The organism is Sinomonas sp. P47F7 (assembly GCF_049332655.1).
Taxonomy (GTDB): Bacteria; Actinomycetota; Actinomycetes; order Actinomycetales; family Micrococcaceae; genus Sinomonas.
On record NZ_CP186327.1, the window covers coordinates 822,561 to 839,315 of the forward strand.

Here is a 16,755-nt window from a genome sequence, read left to right on the forward strand (position 1 = left end):
CTCAGCGGGACGGTCGGTATGTGAGCCGCCCGTTCGACGTCAGGCTCGCGATCTGGCTCGCCGTTTCCTCGGGGCCAGCTGTAGGTGGGATGAAACGATGGCGGTCCTCGACGCTCGATTGGTCGAAATCGCGCCACATGTGCTCTGCGGCGTCGAGGTCGGTAAAACCGTGGTTCGTACGCGTCTTCACCCGATTGAGGCAGACACCGAGCGGTGGCAGAAGGATCACATAATGCAATTCCTCAAGCCCCGTGTGCTCGAGGAATGTCTTGATGAACCACGGACCGATAACGCCGTCATAGACGACATCGCAATGTCTGGCCAACCGTCCGGCGCTCTGAGCGGCGGCTTCAATGGCAGCCGTGTTCTGAGCGTGCGCCTCAGGCAGCCAAGGTGGGATGAAACCCTGTCGAAGGAAGGCGAAGAAGCGATCGCCTTGCACGAGGGCGCTCGTTTCGAAACGGTCAGCCAACAGGGCCGCCACGGTTGATTTGCCCGACCCGGGCGGGCCGGTGACGACGATGATCCCGTTCACAGCGTCATCATTCCATGGTCCTTCGCCTCACCGCCCAAGGACCGTCCGGTGAAGGATCCCAGAGCACTCGCGTGGTGCAGTGTCTGACTACCATTCACCATGGGCAGCAGAAACTTCCTCATTGAAGGTGGTTCCGGAACCGGGAAGACCTCTGTGTGCGGGGAGTTGGCAAGGCGCGGTTACCACGTCGTTCACGGCGATCGCGAACTCGCGTACCAGGGTGATCCGGAGACCGGGGCACCGATGGAAGACGTCACTGGTCTTGCCGTTCACGATCACCACCTTTGGCGGATCGACAAAGTTAAGGCCATCGTCGCAGATCAGCGCGAGGCGGTGACGTTCTTCTGTGGGGGATCGCGAAACTTCGCGAAGTTCAGTGACCTGTTCAACGGCGTCTTCGTGCTCGAGATCGACCTCGAAACCTTGGCTCGCCGGCTCGACGACCGGCAGGAGGACGAGTGGGGAGGACAGGGCCGGCAAGCGGAACGGGACCTCATACTCCGCTTGCATCGCACGAAGGCGAACATTCCGCGAGGCGGCATCGCCATCGACGCCACCGCTCCGCTCGCGCACGTTGTCGACGAGATCCTGACCTTGAGTGGAGCGGCAGGAGACTCCGCCCGTTAGCCAGCCGTCCAGCGGCCGCCTGAAGCGGACCGTCATCCACCGATCACGGTCTGCCCATCACGGGCGGGAGCGCTCGGCATCGACGAGGGCTTTGAAATCGTCCCCCAGCGTCCGTGCGTACTGTTGGGTTGGGTGGACGAAGTCGCGCTTGATCGGCGTGCCGCCGCTGAATGCGGGGCAGTAGCCCTCGTAGCAGAACCAGTGGAGCGTATCGAGGAACCTGGCCCCGGTGGTCTTGTTCTCGGCGTCGCGGATCGCATTCCATAGGGGCGGAACTTTGCTGACGCAGTCCGCCGGCTTCGATGTCTTCGACGCGCACTCGGTCAGCTGTTTGCCCTCCGGCGGAGGAGAGACGAAGTAGATTTTCGCCCCGCTCGGGGCGAGTTTCTTCAAAAGTGAGTCATCCGCCGCCTTCCACTCTGCGGCCGCCTGGTCCCCCGTGGCCCCCGAGGCCAGCTTGTTTGAGGCTGCCCAGGCGTAGTTCTGGATGACGAACACGCTCTCGGGCTTGATCCGGTTGATGTAGTCGGTGGATGCGGTCCGGAGGTTGAGGCAGTTCTTCTTGTAGTTGTCATCCTGGAAGACCACGTCGAGGTCTGTGACGGCGCAGGCGGTGGCGGTGACGCCCCTGATGTGATGGTCGGACTCGAACGCCGCACGGAGGGTGGGCATGAAGGTGATGCCGAGGGAGTCGCCCAAGACCACAATGTTCGGTTTCGCGGGGTCACCGAATGAGCACGATTTCGGGTCGTCGATCTTCGTCAGCCCGCATCCCATCTCGGCTTCGGCAGGTTGCCCCTTGTCCATGACGGTGTCGATGCCCGGGTTGAGCTTGGGCCACGTCGACGTCCTCAGGGCAGCGTAGAGGGCGCCTTGAATCTTTCCCTTGGTCGTGTCGGAGGACGCTGGCGCGCCGGCCGTTCCTGTCGATGTCGGGGTAGGGATCGCCAGTGCTCCGCGGGCGGCCTCGGCCCGGTTGGTGCCCTCGACGATAACGGTGGAGCTCGTGCCGGCGACGACGGCGCTGACGAGGACGGCGGCGGAGATGTACTTGACCTGCCGCTCGTTGAGCTCCCACCAGTAGGACCATGCCCCACGCCGCTCCCACCGGGAGTGGTATTTCATGAGCCAGGGGGAGGACATGATCGGTTTCTCGAAGGCATGGTACGCGGCCGAAGACAGGGCAAGCGTCACAGCCAGCGCAATGAGGTTGGAGACTAGTCCGCCGTCCGGGACCAGGGCCCGGCCAAGGATGATGATCGGAAAGTGCCAGAGGTACAGGCTGTAGGAAACGTCGCCCAAGTAGACGCTGACGGGGTTCGTGAGAAGGACGTTTCCGGGTGCCGGGGCACCCGTGCTGGCAGCGATGGTGAGCGCGGCCGCGAGCACGGGCAGCAGCGCCCAGGGGGCGGGGAACGTCGACGCTGGGCTGATGGCGAATACGGACGCCCCCATTCCAGCAATGCCTGCCCAGGCCATCACTGACCTCACCCGAGTCGGAATCTTCCCGAGCTTCGGTGCGGCGATCGCGAGCAGCGCTCCGGCACCGAGCTCCCAGGCCCGGGAGAACGAGGAGAAGTAGGCCACGGTCGGGCTCGCCTGCGACTCGACGAACGCCCAGGCCAGGGAGGCGAGGCTGACGAGACCGATGGTCACCGCGGCGGGCACGCGGCCTCCAGAGCGTGTGCCCCGTCTGGTTATGAGGACGAGTACTCCGAGCATGAGCCACGGCCACACGAAGTAGAACTGCTCCTCGACGCTGAGGGACCAGTAGTGCTGGAGGGGTGACGGCGCTCCGCCCTGTGCAAAGTAGTCCGTGCCGGTCGACGCGAAGCGCCAGTTTGCCGCGAACAGCGTGGCCCACAGCCCGTCCCAGAGAACCGTGCGAGCCTTGCCCTCGGAGACGATGAACCACGTGGCGGCGAGCGTCACGGCTGTTACGAGGAGTGCGGCCGGGAGTATGCGCCGGGCTCGCCGGCGGTAGAAGTCGACGAAGGAGATGTGCCCCGTCTTCTCCCATTCCCGCATGAGCAGGCCGGTGATGAGGAAGCCAGAGATGACGAAGAAGATGTCAACCCCAACGAAACCGCCGGACGACCAGTGGAGAAGATGGTCAAGGACGACGACGAGGACAGCGATCGCGCGCAAGCCCTGTATGTCGGCCCGACGTGGCTTCCTTGCAGGCATGAGTGAGTTCCCCCGGGTGGCGTGAGCCGGCCTCCGAGAGGCCAGCGTGCCCAGAGTAACCGGGCGTCATCGTCACCTAGGGGAACGGTTGGCACCGTCTCAGTGGTGCGTCCGGGGGCCCGGGCGGGCGCATCCACTGGGTGCGCCCACTTCACCTAGCGGGATGCGCCGGAGCCGGCGCCCCAGGTCGGGGTCGGGGTCGGGGAGCTCATGCGCGCACGATCGCGAGGACGCTGTCGCGGATCGTCTCGAGGGTCTCGAGGTCCTTGGCCTCGCCGTTGAAGCGCAGGTACGGCTCGGTGTTCGACGGGCGGAGGTTGAACCACCACGAACCGTCGGCGGCGGAGAACGTGGTGCCGTCGAGCTCGTCGATCGCGACGTCCGGGCCCTCGTAGGCCTCGCGCACGCGGGCCACGGCCCCAGCCTTGTCCTCGATCTCGGAGTTGATCTCGCCCGAGGAGACGTAGGGCTCGTATTCGGCGCCGAGCTCGGAGAGCGGCCGGTCCTGGCCGCCGAGGGCGGCGAGGACGTGCATGGCCGCGAGCATGCCCGTGTCCGCGTTCCAGAAGTCGCGGAAGTAGTAGTGGGCCGAGTGCTCGCCCCCGAACACGGCGCCCTCTTCCGCCATGACGGCCTTGATGAACGAGTGGCCCACCCGCGTGCGGACCGGGCGCCCGCCGTCGTGCTGGACAAGCTCGGGAACCGCGCGGGACGTGATGAGGTTGTGGATGATGATCGGCGCGGCCTCGCCGGCCGCCTTCGCGCGGGCGATCTCGCGCCGCGCCACGAGGCCCGTGATGGCAGAGGGGGAGACCGGCTCGCCGTTCTCGTCGATGACGAAGCAGCGGTCAGCGTCGCCGTCGAACGCGAGGCCCAGGTCCGCGCCGTGCTCGACGACCGCCCTCTGGAGGTCGCGCAGGTTCTCCGGCTCGAGCGGGTTCGCGGGGTGGTTCGGGAAGGTGCCGTCGAGCTCGAAGTAGAGCGGAACGATCTCGAGGGGCAGCGCGGGGAGGATCGTGTCGCCGAGCACCGCGGGCGTCGTGAGGCCCGCCATGCCGTTGCCCGCGTCGACCACGACCTTGAGCGGACGGATGCCGGAGAGGTCCACGAGCTTGCGCAGGTGCGCGGCGTAGTCCGCGAGGACGTCCCGCTGCGCGACGGTGCCCTGGCGTTCGACGGCGACGACCTCGCCTGCCGCGAGGTAGGCCTCCGCGGCGGCCTGGATCTCCTGGAGGCCGGTCTCGGACGAGACCGGCAGCGCGCCCGCCTTCGCGAGCTTGATCCCGTTGTACTGGGCCGGATTGTGGCTCGCGGTGAAGGTCGCGCCCGCGGCACCGAGGGCGCCGCACGCGTAGTAGAGCTCGTCGGTCGAGATGAGGCCGATCGTCTCGACGAGCCCGCCGCGGGCGGCCGCTCCGCGCGCAAAAGCGTCGATGAACTCCGGCGACGAGGGCCGCATGTCGCCGCCCACGAGGACCGGCTGCTCGGCGAGGCCCAGGACGTCGACGAAGGCCGCGCCTACGGCCTCGACGATCCGCGCGTCGATCGTTTCGCCCACGATCCCGCGCACGTCGTACGCCTTGAAGGACGCGGAGAGGTCGGTTTGCGGCGCCTGGCCGGGAGTGCTCACGTTGCTCGTCACCTGTCAGATTGTAGTGCCGGATTTTACGCTTCCGTGGTGAAGGGGTTCCCCGCGCGGCTAACGGCCCCTAGGTTGGCGGCATGGACTGGACTCTAGAAGTTGTCATCGTGCCCGTTTCCGATATCGACCGCGCCGTCGAGTTCTACCGCGACAAGGTCGGCTTCACGCTCGACCACGACACCACGAACGAACACATGCACGTGGTCCAGCTGACGCCGCAAGGCTCCGGATGCTCGATCGTGATCGGCGACCTGCCGGCCCAGCGCGAGATGGCGCCCGGTTCGCTCAAGGGGCTCCAGCTCGTGGTCGCCGACGCGGAGGCCGCTCGGGCCGAGCTAGTGGGCCGCGGCGTCGACTGCTCGGAGCTCATGGTGTTCTCTCCCGACGACGGCGGCACGTTCTTCGGCTTCGCCGACCCCGACGGCAATTCCTGGGCGGTCCAGCAGATCAAGGCCCGGGCCGAGAAGCCCCTCATCCCGGTCGAGCACCGCGGCCGCTTCGGCGCGTAGCCGCGGCGACCACGAACGACGGCGGGGTCCCCACACGCGTGGGGACCCCGCCGTCGTTCGTTGCTTGCGGAAGCCGGGTTCAGTAGGCCTTGACCCGCTGCTCGACCACGAGGTGGATGAGCGCGAAGGTGTGGTCCTCGTCGATCGCGTGGAGCGCGGCCTGGATCGCGCCGGGCACGTCGGCGTCGCGCTCTACCCGCACGCCGAAGCCGCCGAACGCCTGGGCCATGAGGGCGAAGTCGGGGTTCTTGAGCTGGGTGCCGGAGACCCGGTGCGGGTACTGGCGCTCCTGGTGCGAGCGGATGGTGCCGTATTCCTGGTTGTCCATGACGACGACGAGCGGGGTCGCGCCGTACTGCGCCGCGGTCGCGAGCTCCTGGCCGTTCATGAGGAACTCGCCGTCGCCCGCGATCGTCACGACGCGGCGACCCGGATAGGCCAGCGAGGCCGCGATCGCGGAGGGCACCGAGTAGCCCATCGAGCCGTTGCGCGCGCTGATCATGGACGCGTAGCGCTGCGTCGGGAAGTAGCGGTGCGCCCAGTTGGTGTGCTCGCCCGCGCCGAGCGTCACGATCGCGTCCTCGGGCAGCGTCGGGACGAGGTTGGCCATGAGCGTGTCCATGCGGGCCGGGCCGTCCGCGGGGCTCGCCGGCGGGAGGGCGGCGAACTTCTCCTGCTCGCCGCGCATGCGCTCGGTCCAGGCCGTCCACTCCTCGCGGACGGGGAGGTCCATGCGGATCAGGTCACGCACGAACACGTCCGGCTTGGCCACGATCTGGTACGAGACGGGGCCGGAGCGCCCGCGCAGGGACGAATCGATGGTGACGAGGAAGTTCTTCTTCGCCCAGTCCTGACGGACCAGGAAGCCGTCCGTGATGACGTCGCCGGGGACCGTGCCGACGAACACAAGCAGGTCGGTCTCCTCGAGCAGGTTGTACGTCGGCTTGGGACGGCCGTAGCCGATCGGCCCCACGTAGGAGGGCGAGCTGAACGGGATCGTCCCCTCGCAGCGCCACTCGGCGGCGGCCGGGATGTGGTGCTCCTCGAGCCACCCGGTGAGCGCGGTGGCGCCCTCCTGCGTCCAGTCGTTGCCGCCGACCACGAAGAGCGGCTTCTCCGCCGCGAGCAGCGCGCCCTTGAGCGACTTCCAGTCGGTGACCGTCATGCCGCCCGTCGCGACGGGGATCGCGGGGTGGATCGTCGCGTCCACCTCCTGCTGGATGACGTCCTCGGGCAGGCCTACGACCACGGGCCCGGGGCGGCCGCTCATCGCGGCGAACATCGCCTCAGCCACGAGCTCGGACGCGCGCTCCGCGTGGTCGAGGACCATGACGCGCTTCGCGCCGGTGTCGAACCACGACTTGATGTCGAACTCCTGGAACGCCTCGCGGTCGCGGTGCGCGAACGGGATGAGGCCCACGAACAGGACCATCGGCGTCGAGTCCTGCCACGCCGTGTGCAGGCCCACGTGAGCGTTCGCCGCGCCCGGGCCGCGCGTGACCATCGCGATCCCGGGGACCTGGTTCATCTTCCCGTCGGCCTCGGCCATGTACGCCGCGCCACCTTCGTGGCGGCACACGACCGTTTCGATCGGCGAGCCGTGCAGCCCGTCCAGGACGTCCAGGAACGATTCGCCCGGGACCACGTACGAGCGCGTGACCCCGTGGGCCACGAGCGAGTCCACGATCACATGGCCGGCCGATTTGCGGACCGGTTGCGGCTCCGGTTCCGCGGGCAGGGTGGATTCGGACAGGGGCGGCACCGTTGCCGTCATGTGGACATCCTTCTGTGGCGCTGAGCTGGGCACTGAGATATCCCCAAGGTAACGGGCGCCCGCGTTTCCGCACAGCGAGAAGTGTCAGACGTCACGGCCATACTGGGAGGGACAGTCCGGAGTGCGAGACAAGCACTGCTTACCCGACAGTAGGGGCCATTTCATGACGTTTTCTGACACCGGTTCGCCGAGCTCCGACGCGCTGCGCGGGGAGGCGCTCACAGTCCTCCGGCGCCTCGTGGGGCGCGACGACGCGGCGTTCCACCCCGGGCAGTACGAGGCGATCGAAGCGCTCGTGGCGCACCGCCGTCGGACGCTCGTGGTGCAACGCACAGGGTGGGGGAAGTCCGCTGTCTACTTCGTCGCGTCGCTGCTCCTGCGTGCGCGGGGCGCTGGGCCCACGCTCATCGTCTCGCCGCTCCTGGCCCTCATGCGGGACCAGATCGAGGCGGCCGCGCGGGCGGGCGTGCGCGCCGTCGCGATCAATTCGGCCAATCGCCTCGAATGGGACGAGGTGCACGCGGCGCTCGCCGAGGACACTGCGGACGTCGTGCTCATCTCGCCCGAGCGCCTCACGAATCCCTCGTTCCGCGAGGAGCATCTGCCCGAGCTCCTCGCGCGGACGGGCCTGCTCGTGGTCGACGAGGCGCACTGCATCTCCGACTGGGGCCACGACTTCCGCCCCGACTACCGGCGCATCGCCGCGCTCATCGACGAGCTGCCGCCGTCCGTGCCCGTGCTTGCGACGACGGCGACGGCCAACGCGCGCGTCGTGGCCGACGTCGAGGAGCAGCTCGGCGACGGCGTGCTCACCCTCCGCGGTCCGCTGGGGCGTGATTCCCTGCGGCTCGGTGTGCTCCGCCTGCCGGACTCGCGGCACCGGCTCGCGTGGCTGCTCGCGCATCTCGGCGACCTGCCCGGCAGCGGCATCATCTACACGCTCACGGTCTCTGCGGCCGAGGACACGGCGCGGCTCCTCGCCGACGCCGGGCACCGCGTGCTCGCGTACACCGGGAAGACCGATACGGCCGAGCGCGAAGAGGCGGAGCAACTCCTCAAGGGCAACGAGGTCAAGGCGCTCGTCGCGACCTCGGCGCTCGGCATGGGCTTCGACAAGCCTGATCTCGGGTTCGTGGTGCACCTCGGCGCGCCGTCCTCGCCCGTCGCGTACTACCAGCAGGTGGGCCGCGCGGGCCGCGGGGCCGCGCACGCCGACGTTCTTCTGTTGCCGGGGCCGGAGGATCGGGACATCTGGCGGTACTTCGCGACCGCCTCGATGCCCGATCAGGGCAAGGCGCAGTCCGTGATCGACGTGCTTGCGGAAGCCGGGCGGGCACTCTCGACCGTGGCGCTCGAGGCGCAGGTCGAGCTGCGGCGCACCCAGCTCGACCTGCTGCTCAAGGTCCTCGCCGTGGACGGCGCGGTCGAGCGGGTGGGCGGCGGGTGGCGCGCCACCGGGGCGCCGTGGACGTACGACGCCGAGCGGTACCAACGCATTGCGGCCGCCCGGAGCGCGGAGCAGGCAGCGATGGTCGAGTACGAGGAGACCGGCGGCTGCCGCATGGAGTTCGTCACGGCGCAGCTCGACGACGAGACCGCCGCTCCCTGCGGGCGGTGCGACAACTGCGCGGGGACGTGGTTCCCGGCGGAGGTGGACCCTGGGCTGCTCGAACGCGCGGGGGAGCAGCTGCGCCACGCCGGCGTGCCGATCGAGCCGCGGGCCCAGTGGCCGAGCGGCATGGACCGCCTTGGCGTTCCCGCGAAGGGGCGCATCCCCGCCGAGGAGCAGCTCGCCGAGGGGCGCGTGCTCGCGCGCCTCACGGACCTGGGGTACGGCGGAGCTCTCCGGGAGCTCTTTGCCGCGTCCACGCCCGACGGCGAGGTCCCGCCCGGTCTGCGCCCCGCCGTCCTCCAGTTGCTCGCCGCGTGGGCGCGCGGGGATTCGGCCGCCGGGCCGTGGAGCGGGGCAGGCCGGCCCGCCGGGGTCGTCGCGATGCCGTCCGCGACGCGGCCGCGGCTCGTCGATTCGCTCGCGCGCGGGATCGCGTCCGCGGGGCAGCTCCCGTTCCTCGGGACGCTCGCGCGGACAGACGCGGCGAGGGCCGGCCAGGCGGGCGGGAACAGTGCGTTCCGGCTCGCCGGGGTGTGGTCCGCGTTCGACGTCGACGCCGACCTCCGTGCGTCCCTCGCCACGGCCGGGGGTGGGCCGGTGCTCTTGGTGGACGACCTCGTGGACAGCCGATGGTCGCTGACCGTCGCGGGGCGGATGCTGCGTCTGGCCGGCGCCGGACCGGTCCTCCCGCTCGCCCTCGCCCAGGCGGGGTAGAGGTTGCCGCCTCTCGTTGCGCCGTCAGGTCCGCGGGGTGCGCCCGTTGCGCCGTCAGGTCCGCGGGGTGCGCCCGTTGCGCCGTCAGGTCCGCGGGGTGCGAGCCGCTTTGCGTCCGTCCTGTGGTTCTGGGTAATCTTGGGGAGCTAGCAATAGCTGGAGACGTGCCAGAGTGGCCGAATGGACTTCACTGCTAATGAAGGGTCCGGGGAAACTTGGACCGGGGGTTCAAATCCCCCCGTCTCCGCTCATGTGATGAAGCGGGACATCCTTCACGGATGAGTCGCGACATCGGTAACACCCCCGGTCCTCGGACCGGGGGTGTTCTGTTTTTTCGGCTGGTAGCCCTTGGTCGGGTCGATGGTGAATTCGGCGAGGATCTCTCCGGTGCCGTGTTCGATGGCGGTGACGTCGGCATCCTGGACGAGCAGGAGGATGCGCTGGTGCTTGTGGGCGCGTCCGATGCCGAGGTGTCGGAGTCGTCCGGCGTGGCGGAGGGTGGCCTTGCCGTCGGCGTCGACGCGGTCGGTGCGGACGCGGAAGTTCCCCCTGGGCGGCTGTCGCGGGTGCGGCCTTGGGGGTCGCGGCGTAGGCCTCGGCTGGGGTGTGCCGGCCCAGGGCGCGGTGGGGTCGTTCGTGGTTGTAGATGCGGCGGAACTTGGCCAGGAGCTCGTTCAGGTCGGTCAGGGTGTGGGCCTCGGGCTGGCCTTGGAGCCATTTCTTGAGGGTCTGGTGGAAGCGCTCGATGCTCCTATGTTCGTCAAGCCGCTGTTTGGAGCGATGGTGCTTGCTGGTGCTTGAGTGCTGGACGTGGGAGGTTTCTGTAGATCTCCCGGGCGATGTAGCGCTTCAGGCAGCGGATGATCTCGCGTTTGCTGAGGCCTTCTGCCGTGCGTCGTTCGACGTAGATGCGGGTGGGCTGGTGGTGTCGCATCCGGACGATGGCGACGATGTAGAGGGCACTGTTCGCGGCCCGGTCGCCGCCGCGGCTGAGTCGGTGCCGTCCGGTCGTGCGGCCGCTGCTGGCGGGCTGCGGTGCGACGCCGCAGAGTTTGGCGAAGGCGGCTTCGCTGCGGATCCGCTCGGCGTTGTCGCCGGCGGTGACGAGGAACTGGCCGGCGATCTCGACCCCGACTCCGTGCAGTCCGACCAGATCGGGTGCGGTGGCCCGCACGAGCGCGTCAATCTGCTTGTTCAGTGTCTTGACCTCCTCGTCGAGCTGCTTCCAGCGTCGTGCCAGGTCTCGTAAGGCGGTCTTGACACCGGCCAACAGTAGGCGATCAGGGGCGGCGGCCAAGCCCAGCAGGTCATCGGACTCCGGACGCAGCCGCAGGCATCGGTTGACCAGGGTCTTCTTGCTCAGCTCGACCAGCTCATCGCGCAGCGGCGATGGCGCTCCGATCATCACGCCCCAGAGCGTGTTGAAGGTGCTGGTGCGGGCCTTCACGGCGCTGGTGCGGGTGACCCGAAGCGTCCGGATGACTTCGACGACGCCGGACTTGGCCTTCGGGGTCGCGGTCGATGTCTGTCCAAGCACTGCTCGGGCAATCTGTTCGGCGTCGAGCCTGTCCGACTTCCCGTCCATGCGACGGGCGAGCCGGTTCGGCCGGTTGACCTCGACCACTTGGATCGCCTCGGCGGTGAGGAAGCGGCTAAGCGCGGCCCCGAAGCAGCCGGTGCTTTCAACACCGATAGCGAGGACCTCGCCGTGCTCGTGCATCCAGGCCAGCAGTTGCTGATAGCCGTGGTCATTCGCCGGGAACTCGCGATGGCCGAGGAAGCGGCCGTGATCGTCGACCGCGGCCGCGTAGTGCGTGTTCTTGTGGGTGTCGACGCCGCCGATGACTCGGACGACGGTTGACTCGGGGACGGGTTGGATTGTCATGCTGGAATCCGCTCTTCCGTAGGGCTGTTCTGACGGATGGAGCGAAACCGGCCGGGCGGGCGACAAGTCTGTGACGGGGCTTCTAGTCCAAGCTCCTATCAGGTCAGTCCCGTCCGGTCGGCGTGCCCCGCGACGCTGCACCGGAGCCGGCCGACAAATCGAACGCAGGACACCGTGGTCATACCTTGGCCGGAGTCAGACCGGGACCGGCACAGCGCTGATTCCGATCTTCACAGATCTTGCCCTGGGTCTGGGGGTGGCCGGGGGACCCGTTCTTCTGGGTGATCCCGAGGGAGGCGAGGAGGGTTTCGAAGGCGTTGCGTCCGCCGCGGCCGCCGGCGAGGCGGGTGGTGTAGACCATGCCGTTGTCGGTCAGGGTGCTGGCCGGGAACCCGTACTCGTTGGCGGTGTCGAGGAAGGCCTCGACCACGATGGGGCCGGTGATTCTGGGGTGTGCGGTGAGGTGGAGCAGGGCCCGGGAGTGGTCGTCGAGGAAGTCGATGACCTCGGTGTCGGTGCCGTCGGCGAGGTGCCAGTGGGTGAAGTCTGACTGCCAGGTCTCATTCGGCTGGGCGGCGGCGAAGCGGCGCAGGGACGACTTGGGGCGCTTGCGCGGTTCTGGGGTGACGAGGCCCGCGGCGGTGATGATCCGCCGGATGGTGGAGACGGCCGGGGCCGTGCCGCTGTCCTTCTCCAGATGCCATCGGATCGTGGCCGGGCCGGCGTCCAGGCCTGCAGCGGCGAGCTCGGCCCGCAGGGCCAGGACCCGGTCTCGTATGTCCTCGCTCGTGGCCTGAGGGCTGGTGCGGGGTCGGCGTGAGCGTGCCTCGAGGCCCTCGGGGCCGTGTTCGCTGTAGCGCTGGATGAGCTCGTGGACCCAGCGGCGGGTGACCCCGTAGCGGCGGGCGGCCTCGGCCTTGGACATTCCGCCTTCCAGGACCGCGAGGACGATGACCTTGTTCTTCGACATGGCCCATGCTCGGGCCCGAGGAGGTGTGAACGATGTCGCGACTCACCCCCGAGGCCGTAAACGATGTCCCGACTCACCGGGGAACGATCACCTGTGAAGCATGTCCCGACTCATGTGTGAACGATGTCCTGAATTCACACACCCCCGTCTCCGCTCATGTGATGTAGCGAGACATCCTCGACGGATGTGATGCGACATCGTTGACACCCCCGGTCTTCGGACCGGGGGTGTTCTGTTTCTCGGCCCCGTCTCGTCGAGCCGCAGTTCCCTTCTCGCGTCCGACAGTTACCTTCTTGCCGACGAGTCACCCCTCGACGTGCGCAGTCACCTTCTCGGGGCCGGCAGTTACCTCCTTGCCGGCAAGTCACCCTCAAGGTGACTGCCGCGCCCGAAGGTGACTTGGCTCTGCGAGAAGGTGACTGCCCCGGCATCCTTCCCGGCCGACCGGTCGGCGCCGCGTTCCAGACGGCCTTCGTGGCCGGTAGTCATCGGTAGCGTCGGGGCTAGTGTCCGCGGGAATGTCCCGGGCTAACTGTGAGTTTGACCGGGACAGTTCACCGAAGGGCCGTCGGCGGAGAGGCCGTGTCTTCGGTGTCCCGGGCCACGTGTGCACTCCTTCCTCCCACGGAGGCTCGGGGGCTACCGTTTGGCCCATGAAACGGAGAGCGCAGCCGGAGGACGTCCACGCGATCTGTAGCTCATTGCCCGAGGTCGAGTTCGGCTTCTCCTGGGAGGATAGGCCGACCTACAAAGTGCCCCGTGGTCGAAGTTGGTCGCGGCATTCTTTGAGGCCCGACGAGAGCTCTAGCCCGACTCCGCCAGCACTCAATTCCCGGTAGTTTCAAGAGAAAAGACCCATCCCACTGAGTTGGTAAACCGTTCTTGGGACAAAGATGGATCCGCGTAGTATTGGCTGAAGACACCGATAACCACGTGTCCCGCTATCCCGGCCGCCGTGCGGTCCAGCGAGTAGACGAGTGTGCCAGATGAAGTTGTCCTTGACACGAGGTCGCTGGCGAGCATGTCGACTATGTGGTCGGGAGGGCCCGCAGGATCAATCTCATTCATGCTGCCACGGAAGACCGAAAGCTCGAGAGCTGCGGGTTCCAAGGGCGAGCTGATTTCTATATCGAGCGACTCCCCGATCTTCAAAACGGGGAATTTGGAAAGCTCCTTTGAGTCGTCCTTCAGGAGTTCTTTGGCCGCCGGGCTCTTCCAATCGATGATCGCAGGCTGGACCGTGCTTCCGTCAATTTCTAGCCGAGGAGGATTTGAGTCGGCTCCCTTGTATTCTCTGAGTTCCACGTTCTCTGATCCGTCCGGTGGATGAATATCGGTCTGCTTGTCCGAGGCTGAACAAGAGGCCAGCAGGATGCCAGTTCCAAGGAATAGGGCTACGGTCGCGATGTTAGGAGTCGCACGCAAACCGGGTCTCGATCGGACTCGAGGTCCGGCCGACGTAGCTGCGACCTCCGATTTCGACACGGTGATAGCCGTTCCCGCGATACGTTTGCAGGGACTGGTTGCCGCAGACAGCCTTCGCTACCGTGTCGACGGCCCATTGGTTATTCACCGTACGGGCCGCAAACGCGGACCGATGCCAAGCGAAAAACCATCCCTTCTTCATGATCTCGGACGCATTGGTCATCTGCTGTGGAAGGCCGCTGCAATCGCGGATACGAGTGTGAAGCGATGACATGTTGCCACTCTTGTGAACGTTCTCCGTCTGCCCATGGCAGTTGTAGGGATTGCCTGTAATTGCAGTTGACATCGACAACAACGTTTTCTCGGAGGAGAGTCTCGGGGCCGCGCCTAGCTGCTGCGAGCTGGTTGGGGCGAAATCACCGTCACGAAACGCCTCCGGTTTTGATAGCCCGAAGGCTCGGTCTGATTCTTCGGTCGATCCGCTATGGGTTGGCGGAACTTGACGGGCAGAGGCGGCAGCCGGCGAAGCCGATGAAATAAAAGTTAGAGCGACTGCAGCGGTCGGGACGGAAATTGCACGCCCGATGGCCTTTCTGACTGGTCCTTCAAAGTGCCTTTTCATGATTGTGTCCCCCATATTGAACTCGCTTTTTGGGCGCACGCCCGAAACGGGCTGCGCAGCCAGCGTAAGCAGGCGGAACCACCACTGATTGCGTCGCTTGGGCCTTCTCAGTGGTGGGGGACGTGGCGCGGCCTACGCATTGCTACCGCCCGAGCGACCTCCACAGGAATGCTGCACTGCGGGCCTGGAGGGCCGCGGCCTGGCGGTTGTCGGAGGCGCCGGCGTGGCCGCCCTCGAGCGCCTCGTGGTACCAGACGTTCGGGATCCCCATGGCCTCCATGCGGGCGGCCATCTTGCGGGCTTGGACGGGGCCCACACGGTCGTCCGACGTGGCCGTCCAAATGAACGTGTCCGGGTAGTCGACGCCGTCCCGGAGCAGGTGATACGGCGAGAACGTCCGGATGTACTCCCACTGCTCGGGCACGTCGGGGTCGCCGTACTCGGCGATCCAGGACGTCCCGGCCGAGAGCTTCGTGTACCGCCGCATGTCGAGCAACGGCACGCCGCACGAAATCGCGCCGAACAACTGCGGGTAGTGGACCAGCATGTTGCCCACGAGCAGCCCGCCGTTGGAGCCGCCCGTGCACCCGAGATGCTCGGGGCTCGTCACCTCGCGCCGGATGAGGTCCCGCGCGACGGCCGCGAAGTCCTCGTACGCGCGGTGGCGGTTCTCCTTGAGCGCGGCCTGATGCCACGCGGGGCCGTACTCGCCGCCGCCCCGGATGTTCGCGACCACATAGACTCCGCCGCGCTCGAGCCACGCACGCCCCACGACCCCGCTGTACGCGGGCGTCCGCGAGATCTCGAAGCCTCCGTAGCCGCTGAGCTGCGTGGGCGCCGAACCGCGCTCGAGATCCTTCGGCCCGACCTGGAAGTACGGCACGCGTGTGCCGTCTGCGGACACCGCGAAGTGCTGCGAGACCGCAAAGCGGCTCTCGTCAAAGAACGACGGCGCGCGCTTGACCTCGGCGTGACCCCCGCCGATGCTGCCACGCAGCAGGGTCGTCGGCGTGAGGAAGCCCGTCGCGACGAGCCAGTAGTCGTCGCCCGCGTCCGGGTCCTCGTCGTCGACCGCGTAGCTCTCGACGAGGTGAAGCGGCGGGCACGCGTCGAGCTCCTCGCTCGACCACGCGCCGTCGTCCGTCGAGCCGCCGCCCGCGGAAGGTGGCGTCAGCACGCGGATCTGCGAGGACACGTCCCGGAGCAGGTTCACGAGGAGATGATTCCTGGTCCAGCTCCACGACTGGAGCGCGGTGTGCTCGTCCGGCGCGAACAGGACGGTGAGGTCTGTCGATCCGCCGAGGAACGCCTCGAAGTTGGCGGCGAGGAGCGAGCCGCCCGCGTGCACGGCGCCGCCCATCTCCCAGTCGCGCTGCGGCCGGAACAGGATCCACTCGCGGTGCACGTCGATGTCCACGTCCGTGGGGACGGGGATCTCGAGCCACTCGTCGTTCCACCAGATGGAGTGCCGGACGTCGAAGAAGCTGATCCGATCGCTCGCGAGGAGCCGCTCGTACCCCGGGGTGTCGTCGAACCCGCCGCTCGCCATGAGGTGATCGGCGGGGACCTCGAAGATGATCTCGGCCTCGTCGAGCGCGCCTCCGCGGGCGAGCTTGCGCACGATCCTCGGATACGAGGACGTGGTCACGGCGTCCTCGCCGAGCGTCGAGGAGACGATGAGCGTGTCCTCGTCGAACCAATCCACGCCGCCCTTGGCCGCGGGCAGCGCGAAGCCGCCAGCGTCCGGGGCGATGAAGGCGCGGTCCTCGACGTCGTACTCCCGGACCGCCACGGCGTCGCCGCCGTCGGGGGAGAGCCGGACCATGCACCGCCGCCACGACGTGCCGTCGGCCGGGCGCAGGAAGCCGGCGCCGCCCCACACCCACTCGACGCCCTCCTCGGCCGCGAGCGCGTCGACGTCGAGCAGGACCTCCCACTCGGTCGACTCGCTCACGTAGCTGTCCCAGCGCGTGCGCCGCCACAGGCCCTTGGGGTTCGCGGCGTCGCGCCAGAAGTTGTAGTACCAGTCGCCGCGCTTCGTGACCATGGGGATGCGGTCCTGCGAATCCATGACCTCGAGGATCTGGGCCTCGAGCTCCGGGTAGTCGCCGATCTCGAGCAGCTCCTCGGTCCGCGCGTTCTGCTCGCGCACCCACGCGAGCTGCGCTTCGCCGTGAACGTCTTCGAGCCAGATGTTCTCATCCACGGGTTCGCGGTGGGCATGGGTCAGGGTCTGCGCCGGATCCGTCATGC

Annotated in this window: 11 protein-coding genes, 1 tRNA gene and 1 pseudogene; 4 read left to right on the forward strand and 9 right to left on the reverse strand. The window is 67.6% G+C overall.

Annotated features, from left to right (window positions below; genetic code table 11):
* Position 1: 1 nt before the first annotated feature.
* Positions 2-535: an AAA family ATPase gene (locus ACOKR1_RS04035; RefSeq protein WP_422935475.1), complete on the reverse strand. Its 534-nt coding sequence runs from the start codon at positions 533-535 to the stop codon at positions 2-4.
* 99 nt (positions 536-634) lie between these two features.
* On the opposite strand from ACOKR1_RS04035, the gene ACOKR1_RS04040 reads away from it, so the two are divergent.
* On the forward strand, positions 635-1,162 hold the full coding sequence (locus ACOKR1_RS04040) for an AAA family ATPase (RefSeq protein ID WP_422935476.1): 528 nt from the start codon (positions 635-637) through the stop codon (positions 1,160-1,162).
* Between the two features lie 57 nt (positions 1,163-1,219).
* Here the strand turns inward: ACOKR1_RS04040 and ACOKR1_RS04045 are convergent, their stop codons facing one another.
* Both ACOKR1_RS04045 and ACOKR1_RS04050 read right to left on the reverse strand, forming a co-directional pair.
* Positions 1,220-3,349: an acyltransferase family protein gene (locus tag ACOKR1_RS04045; RefSeq protein ID WP_422935477.1), complete on the reverse strand. Its 2,130-nt coding sequence runs from the start codon at positions 3,347-3,349 to the stop codon at positions 1,220-1,222.
* 208 nt (positions 3,350-3,557) lie between these two features.
* Positions 3,558-4,991 carry a phosphomannomutase/phosphoglucomutase gene (locus ACOKR1_RS04050; RefSeq protein WP_422935478.1) on the reverse strand — a complete coding sequence of 478 codons (1,434 nt, stop codon included), beginning with the start codon at positions 4,989-4,991 and terminating at the stop codon, positions 3,558-3,560.
* An 80-nt stretch (positions 4,992-5,071) separates the two neighbouring features.
* Here ACOKR1_RS04050 and ACOKR1_RS04055 point away from each other — a divergent pair, with 80 nt between their 5' ends.
* A complete protein-coding gene (locus ACOKR1_RS04055; RefSeq protein ID WP_422935479.1) occupies positions 5,072-5,500 on the forward strand; it encodes a VOC family protein in 429 nt (142 codons plus the stop codon).
* 79 nt (positions 5,501-5,579) lie between these two features.
* Here the strand turns inward: ACOKR1_RS04055 and ACOKR1_RS04060 are convergent, their stop codons facing one another.
* Positions 5,580-7,274 carry a thiamine pyrophosphate-dependent enzyme gene (locus ACOKR1_RS04060; protein ID WP_422935480.1) on the reverse strand — a complete coding sequence of 565 codons (1,695 nt, stop codon included), beginning with the start codon at positions 7,272-7,274 and terminating at the stop codon, positions 5,580-5,582.
* Positions 7,275-7,437: 163 nt separating this feature from the next.
* On the opposite strand from ACOKR1_RS04060, the gene ACOKR1_RS04065 reads away from it, so the two are divergent.
* Together ACOKR1_RS04065 and ACOKR1_RS04070 are read left to right on the forward strand one after the other, a co-directional pair.
* Positions 7,438-9,600 (forward strand): DEAD/DEAH box helicase, encoded by a 2,163-nt coding sequence (locus ACOKR1_RS04065; RefSeq protein ID WP_422935481.1) that lies wholly within the window; start codon positions 7,438-7,440, stop codon positions 9,598-9,600.
* A gap of 158 nt (positions 9,601-9,758) precedes the next feature.
* A tRNA-Ser gene (locus ACOKR1_RS04070) sits at positions 9,759-9,847 on the forward strand.
* Here ACOKR1_RS04070 and ACOKR1_RS04075 read toward each other — a convergent pair.
* The 5 genes and pseudogenes from ACOKR1_RS04075 to ACOKR1_RS04095 form a co-directional block, all read right to left on the reverse strand.
* Entirely contained in the window at positions 9,829-10,347 is a 519-nt protein-coding gene (locus ACOKR1_RS04075; protein WP_422936548.1) for an integrase core domain-containing protein, read from the reverse strand. The two genes, ACOKR1_RS04070 and ACOKR1_RS04075, sit on opposite strands and share 19 nt — an antisense overlap.
* Positions 10,348-10,360: 13 nt before the next feature.
* Complete coding sequence (locus tag ACOKR1_RS04080; RefSeq protein WP_422936549.1) at positions 10,361-11,485, reverse strand: IS110 family transposase; 1,125 nt, start codon at positions 11,483-11,485, stop codon at positions 10,361-10,363.
* A 235-nt stretch (positions 11,486-11,720) separates the two neighbouring features.
* Positions 11,721-12,455, reverse strand: a pseudogene (locus ACOKR1_RS04085) (DDE-type integrase/transposase/recombinase); the annotation flags it as partial.
* Positions 12,456-13,280: 825 nt separating this feature from the next.
* Entirely contained in the window at positions 13,281-13,760 is a 480-nt protein-coding gene (locus ACOKR1_RS04090) for a hypothetical protein (protein ID WP_422935482.1), read from the reverse strand.
* Between the two features lie 884 nt (positions 13,761-14,644).
* On the reverse strand, positions 14,645-16,753 hold the full coding sequence (locus ACOKR1_RS04095; RefSeq protein WP_422935483.1) for a prolyl oligopeptidase family serine peptidase: 2,109 nt from the start codon (positions 16,751-16,753) through the stop codon (positions 14,645-14,647).
* Between the last annotated feature and the right edge of the window lie 2 nt (positions 16,754-16,755).